Annotated in this window: 7 protein-coding genes and 1 pseudogene; 4 read left to right on the forward strand and 4 right to left on the reverse strand. The window is 64.9% G+C overall.

Annotated elements, in window-relative coordinates:
- Positions 1 to 46: 46 nt before the first annotated feature.
- From CKO36_RS19480 to CKO36_RS01485, 4 genes are all read right to left on the reverse strand, one after another.
- Positions 47 to 3,634 carry a formylglycine-generating enzyme family protein gene (locus tag CKO36_RS19480; protein ID WP_242469314.1) on the reverse strand — a complete coding sequence of 1,196 codons (3,588 nt, stop codon included), beginning with the start codon at positions 3,632 to 3,634 and terminating at the stop codon, positions 47 to 49.
- A 113-nt stretch (positions 3,635 to 3,747) separates the two neighbouring features.
- The gene (locus CKO36_RS01475) at positions 3,748 to 4,740 is read right to left on the reverse strand and encodes an AAA family ATPase (protein WP_200279502.1); all 993 of its coding nucleotides are present in this window, start codon (positions 4,738 to 4,740) and stop codon (positions 3,748 to 3,750) included.
- A complete protein-coding gene (locus CKO36_RS01480; protein ID WP_200279505.1) occupies positions 4,737 to 6,248 on the reverse strand; it encodes a trypsin-like peptidase domain-containing protein in 1,512 nt (503 codons plus the stop codon). The genes CKO36_RS01475 and CKO36_RS01480 overlap by 4 nt, the downstream gene beginning before the upstream one ends.
- 30 nt (positions 6,249 to 6,278) lie before the next feature.
- The gene (locus tag CKO36_RS01485) at positions 6,279 to 6,587 is read right to left on the reverse strand and encodes a trypco2 family protein (RefSeq protein ID WP_200279508.1); all 309 of its coding nucleotides are present in this window, start codon (positions 6,585 to 6,587) and stop codon (positions 6,279 to 6,281) included.
- A 159-nt stretch (positions 6,588 to 6,746) separates the two neighbouring features.
- Between CKO36_RS01485 and CKO36_RS01490 the strand changes: the two genes are divergently transcribed.
- The 4 genes and pseudogenes from CKO36_RS01490 to CKO36_RS20365 all read left to right on the forward strand — a co-directional run.
- Positions 6,747 to 6,989, forward strand: a complete 243-nt coding sequence (locus tag CKO36_RS01490; RefSeq protein WP_200279511.1) for a hypothetical protein — start codon at positions 6,747 to 6,749, stop codon at positions 6,987 to 6,989.
- Positions 6,990 to 7,093: 104 nt separating this feature from the next.
- Positions 7,094 to 7,477: pseudogene (locus CKO36_RS19485) on the forward strand (methyl-accepting chemotaxis protein); the annotation flags it as partial.
- A gap of 505 nt (positions 7,478 to 7,982) precedes the next feature.
- Complete coding sequence (locus tag CKO36_RS01500) at positions 7,983 to 8,384, forward strand: type II toxin-antitoxin system RelE/ParE family toxin (protein ID WP_338053399.1); 402 nt, start codon at positions 7,983 to 7,985, stop codon at positions 8,382 to 8,384.
- Between the two features lie 15 nt (positions 8,385 to 8,399).
- A partial coding sequence (locus CKO36_RS20365) for a MerR family transcriptional regulator (RefSeq protein ID WP_200279514.1) occupies positions 8,400 to 8,529 on the forward strand: 130 nt, incomplete at its 3' end.

Below are 8,529 nucleotides of genomic sequence, written 5' to 3' on the forward strand. Positions count from 1 at the left end.
GGGCCATCCCTGGCAGCCTCTACGCTCGTCCCGATGCTCGCATGGCTCACGAGACCTGAACTCGGGCGCACCGGAAGCCGAGGTTGATGAGGCGGAAGTCGGGCGTGAGCCCGTTGCGGTACGCGGAACGGCAGACCCGCGTGCCGTCGTACCAGGAGCCCCCGCGGATCACCCGGCCCGCGCCGGCCTCAGCGGATTCCCAAACCGAACCATTGATGGGCGCGCCTTCGTAGCTGTCATGCCAGGCGTCCTGAGTCCATTCCCAAACATTGCCGAGCATGTCGTACAGCCCCCAAGGATTTCGGGCCTTTCGCCCAACCGGATGCGTGCCCGCCTTACCTTCCGGGTACTGCATATCGCTCAGCCAGCTGCGCTCTTGACCATTCTCCAGCTCGAAGCCCACGCCGCTGTTTCCTCCATACCAGGCAATGGAATCAAGCGCGGGGGCATTGGCGTCGCCAAGGATCTCGATCGGCCCACTGTAGAGTGCCGTCTGTGTCCCCGCTCGGCAGGCATATTCCCACTGTGCCTCGCTGGGCAGAACAAAGCCCGGAATACGCTCGTTCAGCGCCGGAAGGAACCGCTGCTGGATGTCGTCCCAACTCACCTGCTCGACCGGACGCGTCGGGTTCTGAAACTCGCTTGGATTCTCCAGTCCCAAGGCCACCCACAACGCCTGGGTGCAGGGCGTGTCGAAGAGCCAAAAGCCCTGGCCGATGGTGACCGCATGCGGCGGACCCTCGTCGTCATAACGCCCAGGCTCGTCCTCCGGCGAGCCCATCCGGAACCGCCCCGGGGGGATCCAGCGCAGGCGTTGGATGACGGGCGCGCCGTCGCTCGGATCGATGCTGAATTCGGCCCAGAGCCCAAAGCGGTCACGTCCCATGGCGTTGGCCCAGGCGGGTTTGGCGCAGCGCTGTAGGTGCAGAATCTCGCGATCGGTGCGGATCTCCAGGCCCGGAGCGTCCGGCAGTTCCGTGCTCGCCGAGGGCGTCGTGTCGAGACGCAGCAGGACCGGCTTCGCGTGCTCCTGCCCGGCTGCGCGCGTCGGATCTGTCCCGCCCCGGCCGGATCCGCTCCGTGGGCCGGGTCGGGCCAGCTCCGCTCGCTCCGCCTCCGGTTTGTCTGGCTCACGAACCTGAACTCGGGCGCACCGGAAACCGAGGTAGTCGCCGCAGAGGGCGGGCGCGTGCCTGGCGCGGCACGTGGAACGGCAGCCCCGCGCGGTGCCGTTCCAGGAGCCCCCGCGGATCACACGGTACGCGCCGGCATCAGTGGTTTCCCAAGACGAGCCGTCTACAGGTGCGCCTGCGTAGTTGTCGTGCCAGGCATCCTGAACCCACTCGTCGACGTTGCCGTGCATCTGGTAGAGACCCCAGTCGTTTGGCGCCAGGGCTTTCACGGGGATGGTTTTCTCACGGAACGGTCCCTTTGGCCCATCCGCATAGGGATAGTTGCCGTTGTAGTTGACTAACTCAGGAGTAACCGGGTTTCCAACAGTGAGACCGATTCCATCTTGCGTGACGAGCCTATTGCCGTCCTGGGTGCGAAGAAAGGCTGTTTCAGGAAAGGCAAAGGGTGTCGTGGTCCCCGCCCGGCAGGCATACTCCCACTGGGCCTCACTCGGCAGACTCAGCCCCAGTCCGGGAAGACGCGCATTGATCGTCGCGATGAAGCCCTGGACATCTATCCAGGTCACTGATTCGACTGGGCGATCCGGGTATTTGAAGTGGCTCGGATTCTCTCCCATCACCGCTTCCCACAAGTCTTGGGGACAGGCCGTATCGAAGAGCCAAAAGCCATCCCGGATTATCACCTCGTGCTGCGGCTCTTCATCGTTATATCGCTCCAGCTCATCCTTGGGCGAGCCCATCAGGAAGCTCCCCGGCTTGATCCAGCGCAGCCGCTGGGTAGCCGGCTGGCCGTCCTTACCCTCAATCGCGAACTCGACCCAGGCGCCGTAGTCATCCCAGGCCCAATCGGTCGCCCAGGAGGGCGGCGCTCCAATAGCCCAGAAGGCGGGATCCCGATCGATTGTCTGCTGCTCGGTGCTCACGCCGACCCAGCGGTTTCGCGTCGTCATCTCGCCAAGTGGGTTGCCTGTGGTGGTCGCGGAAGCGCCGACGGGGACGAACCCTAGTTGACCGCCCCTCTGCTCAAGTCGAATGTGCCGCTCTTGGTCGTCGGCATCGGGCGGCATGTCCTTGGGCTGCAGGCTGGGCGGCGGCTCGGCGCCCGCGTCGTCGGCGTGCAGGGCGACCCAGATGCGATGCACGGCCTGGTTGGCCCAGATGGGCTCGATGTGCTTGCGAGCACGCCCTTCCATGCGCCGGAACCAGGCGGCCGCGCCGCTCGGCTCATGGACCGTTCCGAGCTGTTGGCTGAGGACATCGAAGAACTCGACGAGCAGACGGCGCTCCGTCTCGGAGAGCAGCGCTTCGGCGGCTTGCTCGCTGAGCTGTGCGGCCTCGCTGATGAAGACGGCATCAGGCAGATGCGCGCGCCAAGCGCAGAGCCGCTTCCAAATGGTTTCGCGCAGGCGGCCGAGCCGATCGAATTCGCTGCGGCGCGCCTTGAGGACCGAGGTATCCAGGGTTGCGGCAACGCTGGATGGACTGGTGACGGCGGCGTGCTGCCAAAACGCCGCCTCAGTGGCCGCGTCGAGTCCGAGCAGGCGCCTGACCTCGCGCAAGAGTCCAGGCTCTACCCGCACGGTGACGGCGAGCGCCTGGAGCAGCTGCTCGACTTGGGCCATCCGCTCGGCTGCAGTCAGGTAAACTGCTGTGCGCTCCCAGGGGATTAGGGTCCAATGGCTGGCGATGGCCTCCGGTGCGGTGGCCGGTGCGAAGGGCACCAAGGCGACAGCGCGCACACCGGCTTGCTGCGCCTCGCGCCCGAGCGCACACCAAAATGCCACGGCCCTCGGGTCGGCCTCGGTGAGGGCGCCAAGGTCTCCAAGAGCCACCAGCACACCCCCCGGTGCCGGCGGCGCATAGTCCGCATTGAGGTGCGCGCGTTGGCGAAGCCGCAACGGCAATGTAAGCGCGTCGTCGACTATGGCATGCACGACCGCGTGGCGCGGGACCAGGCGGGCGAGCTCATGGGCCACCAAGGCTTGGTCCTGCCAGTAGGGCACGAGGCGCCGGCTGTGGTCTTCGATGATCTGCAGCGCGCTGCCCCATCGCCGAGTTGTCGTCCGAGGTAAGGTGTGCAGCAGCTCGCCGCAGCTGAGCTGCGTGACGACGCGCGACAGATCCAGCGCGCGTGCGGGCTGCTCGATGGCGAGAGACCGACGCAGGCGTGGCAGCAGGGCGCGCCAAGGGCTCAAGGGTGCGAAGCGCGCCGGCGGCGGACGGGTGGTCCAGGCCGGCAAGCTGGCGGCACAGGCATCGCTGGGTGTGCGGGTCTGGACCGTCGCGTCGAAAGTGTCCGCCGTCGCCAGAACCCTCAGCTCGGTTGCCATCCAGTAGGGCGGCTGGGGCATGGGGGCCATCAGCGTGCTGGCGGTCAACTCATGGCCAGGTGTCGGCACGTCAGCAGCGTCTTCGGCATCAGAGGGCGATTCAGCGGTGGTGCGCGTAGTCGCCGGGGTGCGATGACGTTCCAAGCCAAGCTGCGCTGCGGCGGCGTCCATGAGTTCGCGCCCGCCGGCTGCGCGAATCCGCACTAGGTCGGCCCAGCCGAGCGCGGCCGATGGCATGGTCGGTGCGTGAGCGGCGGAGCGGCTGCGCGAGGCAGGCTTTCGGATCACAGCTCGGTCGGCCGGTTCTTGACCAATGCGAACTCCTGAATGTCGTCCAGGATCTCGCACTGGCGTTTGTGGCTGCGCGGTGCCATCTCGGTGACGGCGCGCAGCAGATCGAGCAGCTCGGCGACGCCTGGGCGCGGCAGCGGACCGGACACCGGCAGTTCGGTTTTGGCATCGATGCGCTGATCGGCAACCAGTTTGATCGCCTGGTCGAGCACCGCGACGGCGGCCGGTTTCTCGCCGAGGGACGGAAAGTGGGCGAGGGCTCGCGCGCGCAGGTCGTCTTCGAGTCCTCTGCGGCTGTCTTGCAGAGTCAGGCAGAGCACCCAGCAGCGACGCAGGAATGCTGGCGGCAGCTCACGCTCCTCATTGGTGGTAATGATCACCAGCGGCGGTGGGCCGACAGCGTCCACGGCGTGCTCTTCTCCGAAGGGCACGAAGCGTCCGTTGCCCAAGGCTTCGAGCAGGCCATTGGGCACTTCGCTTTCCGCTTTGTCGATCTCGTCGATCAGGAGCACACAGCCATTGCTCACGTCTTCGCCAGCGTCGCAGATCGGTTTGGCGAGACAGCCGGGGTGCTTGCACGCGGACTCCCAGTTCAGCGCCCACCAGAGCGGCCCGGGGCGCACGTAGCGGGCGACCGCTAGACGCGCCTCGAGCTCCTTGTGCTCGAGCTTGAGCGGATTGCCGAGCTGGGCCTCGGCAAGGCGTGCCACGGCATCGTAGCTCCACAGCAGATCGCGGGCCTCGGTGCGGGCATCTACCACCAGCTCGAGGTAGGGACGCTTCAGGCAGCGAGCGGTGGCGTGGGCGAGCTGGCTCTTGCCGATCCCGGGCTCGCCACGGACCAGCAGCGGCCGGCGCGAGGCCAGCGCGGCATTGATGGCGAGGATGGAGGCTTGATCGAAGACATGCGTTTGCGCGGGCAGGACACCGCGTTGCGGCAATCGCTCGATGTGGCCCGCTTGGATCTCGAGAAGCGTCGGTGTCATGGCAAGGCCTCTTGCAGGCAGGGGAGCAGGTAGCGCAGGGGCAGAAAGCGCGCTTCCTCACGACCCAAGATATCAAGGTCTTGGGCATAGATGAGCATGGCGAAGTCGAGCTCCGGATAGTGCTCTTTCAGGGTCTTGATCGACGCGATGGCCTCGCCGTGCGCTGGGACTGCTGCGGGATCGAGCAGGAAATAGTAAGAGCGGCGCTCACGGGTGGCGCGCGTCTGCAGCTCGCGCCGGACCATTCCACGCACGGCAGTGCGATCTCGATCACTCTTGACCAGTGCCTCACGCTCGGGACGAAAGGTACGCCCGAGGAAGCTCTCGACGGCCTGAATACGGCCGACGCCAAGCAGGTTGGCGAGGTCGTCCTCGAGGTTCTGTGCCAGCGCCTGGCCATCACTATCGAAGCCCTCATCGGGAGCGGAGGGCAGCAGGTCTCGTGGCTCGGGGAAACTATGTCGATCGGGAAGCGGTTTGAAGTGGGCCGGACGGGCGCGCAGGCCCGCCATGATGATCTCGCCAGCGGTGCGCAGGCCAGCAGGTAGGTCGAGACACCAAGCACCGGGCTGTGCGCCGCGCTGCGCTGTGCCAGCCATGGCGCTCGGATCGTAGATCGCAGGGAGCAGCTCACTCAGGATCATGGCAACCGTTTCACGTGCGGGCTGGGCGAGGTCTTGGGGAAGCTCTTCCAAAGTCTGGTCGAGCGCGCCCAGGACCCCCTCCAGGGGACAGTCGAGCAGGGCCTCGGCGAGTTTTTCGGGGTTGGCTGATGCCCCACCCAAGGCATCGCGGAGCTTGGGACAGAGGGCGTGAGCACGCGTTGCCCGGAGGGCTTGAGTAAGAACATCGAGCGCAGCGTCTCGGCGCGCTAGGCGCGCGTCGTGCCCAATGACTCGACGGAAGTCGGCGTCAGCCAGCATGTGGCGCATCGGACTGGCTTCGAAGCGGCGGGTCGGCGCTGCTGGATCCCGTGCGACGGCGATGCCGACGAGACGATGGTCGATGAAGACCGGCATCCCGGAAGCGCCCTCGTACCAGGCGTGTCGATCGCAGGCGTCGTCGATACCGAGGCTGAAGCGGGTCTTGCGCGAGGCCGCCGAGTAGACACGGCCCTGAAAGTCATAGGAGCCGGTCGCGGTCGGACCTTGGTCGCCGGCCGCAGCAATCCCTGCGCCACTCCAACGCCGGGTGTCATCCAGCGGCTCGTCCGAGGGCAGGCCAAAGCGATCGCGCAGCCCTGCGGGAAAGCGGCACATCAGGACGGCGGCATCCAGCGGCTCGCTTTCCCAGACGACACAGGCACGTCGCCAGCGGCGGCTGGCCGGGTCTGTCTGCTCATGCCAGCGGACCTCGATCCGACGAGCCTTTGACGCAACGTCTGGCAGCAGGCCGTGGCGCGCGGTCAGGATGCGTCCTGGCGCGATCGGATAGCCCGTCAGGCTGCTCTCCCGCTCCCCTGCGCTGACGAAGATCTCGACCAGCAGGTTTTTCTCATGCTCGTCCATGTCTCAAGGCCGGTTTGCCAGCGTTATGCGCTAATCCGGGCGTCCGCGGTTGCGACTGATACGCAGGTCGGCGTCGGTCTTCAGCCGGAGCTTGACCTTTTGAGTCTGGACCGTGCTATCGCGGAGCTTGGCGTCGGCGTCGATGACCCAGAACTTGATACCAACGCCTCCAGAGCCCTCCTGGGTCGTCGCCATCTGTAGCTCGATCTCGATATCTTCGACCAAGAATTTGAGGTCCTTGTCTTCGCCTTCAGCTTTGGCGTCGATCAGTTCCTGGCGGAGCTGGGCGAGCATCTTGGCAAGTGGGATTCGGGCAGCGTCGTCAGGCGTCTCACTCATGGCTATTCCTCGTGGCGGATAAGGTTCCGCCGGATGATACCCTCTGCAGCTGGAAGAAAAGGGGACAGTTTCTGATGTATCCCCACTAAAAGATTAATCTAAGTTCTACACCGCTGTATCGCGCTGCGGCGGGTTGGCATCCACCGTCGGCGCCTAGCCGTGCTGTTCGAAGCCGTCGCCGCAGCGGTCAGTGGTCCGTGCCTAACGTTGACCGAGATTGGCCAGCGCTTCGGCGGCCGGTCGGACCTGCGCCATTGCATCAAGCGGGCCGACCGGCTACTGGGCAACGTGCATCTGCAACGCGATGCGCGCCAGATCGACACGGCCTTGGGTCGTCTGCTGCTCGCGGGCGTGGGCGAGCCGCTGATCGTGATCGACTGGAATGCACTGCTCGCCGAATGAGCGCGGGCAGGTCGGATTTGTGGGGATACCTCAGGATCTGTCCTCTTTTTCCCAGAAGCGGACCGTCGCCGCGAACCAGATCGCCTGGGTGCTGATCGCCCGAGTCGATCGATCGCTTCAGCGCGCAGATGCGCGACATGGAGCCCGTCATCAAGCGTCTAGAGGCAGGCAGCGCCAGCATCGGGCAGGTGATCGAGACCATCACCGGAATCGCCGAACAGACCAACCTGCTAGCGCTCAACGCCGCGATCGAGGCCGCCCGCGCCGGCGAGGCCGGTCGTGGATTCGCGGTCGTGGTCGACGAGGTGCGCAACCTCTCGAACCGCACCCAGGAGTCGACGAGCGAGATCGCAGCCATCCGCGCGAGCGTCGGAGGCGTCAACGACATGGGCGAGCAGATCGCAACCGCCGCGCACGAACAGAGCGCCGTCGCCGTCGAGATCAGCCGCAGCATGAATCGGATCAACCAACTGGCGGAGCAGAGCAGCCAAGCGAACGCTCGCGCAACGCATCAAGACCTGACGCATCCGGCGTTACGCTTGGCCCGCACAAGATCTCAAGCCGCCTCATGGGGGATCACCGCGCGTTCGATCGCCGCAAGCGATTCCAACTCCGCGCGGCGTAGATCGAAGTTCGACTGCAGGCCCGTCGCTGTCGCCGTCCGCGCGCAGCAAACGCGCCGAAGCGAGCGCAGGTCGCGACTTGGCCAGATACAGAACAGGGGTCACAGACGCATTCCGTCGCGATGGATGTTAGCGATGAGTTCTGGGTTCTCAAAGCGCTCGGGGTGCGTCCATTACCCTCCCACAGCGGCAAGAGATTGATGAGTACACCGGCTTCGATATCAGGTCGAAGGCGATCCCGGCCATGCCCACGGCGGCATCAATGCGGGCACCGGGGGCCTTGAGCGCCGCACAAGAGCACGGCGATGTCGGCATCGGAGGTGATTGTGTCGACTCAGTGATATAATACATAGTGTGATATAGCATCGGAGTGAAAGAGCACGTGAGGATCTTCAAGAACGCTTGGTTCGAGCGCTTCGCGCGCAAGCAGAAGATCCGGGACGGGATGTTACGTGAAGCCGTCGTGCGAGCGGAGCAGGGTCTGATCGATGCTGATCTCGGCGGAGGAGTCATCAAGCAGCGTTTGGCGCGCCCTGGGCAAGGCCGCTCAGGAGGCTACCGGACGCTGATCTTGTACCGTCAGGCGCATCGCGCCTTCTTCGTCTACGGGTTCGCCAAGAGCCAGCAGGCCAATATCAGCGACGAGGAAGAAACAGCATTCAAGAACGCGGCGCGGCACGTCCTTGAGTTGACGGACGAGCAGCTCTCTGCACTGATCCAGAATGGGCAATTCTCGGAGATAGACTCTAGCCTTAAAAAAAGTGCTTTTTGATACTATAATAGGTATATGAAAAACACTATCTCAACAGGCAAGGCGGCGAAGTTGCTTGGCGTAACAGTAAAAACAGTTCAGCGATGGGAGCGGGAAGGCAGACTGATTCCCGTCGCTCGCACCGATAGCAATCGCCGCCTTTACA

This window comes from Rhabdochromatium marinum (assembly GCF_016583795.1).
GTDB lineage: Bacteria > Pseudomonadota > Gammaproteobacteria > Chromatiales > Chromatiaceae > Rhabdochromatium > Rhabdochromatium marinum.

Coding starts and splice junctions, on each gene's coding strand:
- CKO36_RS19480 (WP_242469314.1), bottom strand. CDS start 3,634: ATGGACGCCGCCGCAGCGCAGCTTGGCTTGGAACGTCATCGCACCCCG.
- CKO36_RS01475 (WP_200279502.1), bottom strand. CDS start 4,740: ATGACACCGACGCTTCTCGAGATCCAAGCGGGCCACATCGAGCGATTG.
- CKO36_RS01480 (WP_200279505.1), bottom strand. CDS start 6,248: ATGGACGAGCATGAGAAAAACCTGCTGGTCGAGATCTTCGTCAGCGCA.
- CKO36_RS01485 (WP_200279508.1), bottom strand. CDS start 6,587: ATGAGTGAGACGCCTGACGACGCTGCCCGAATCCCACTTGCCAAGATG.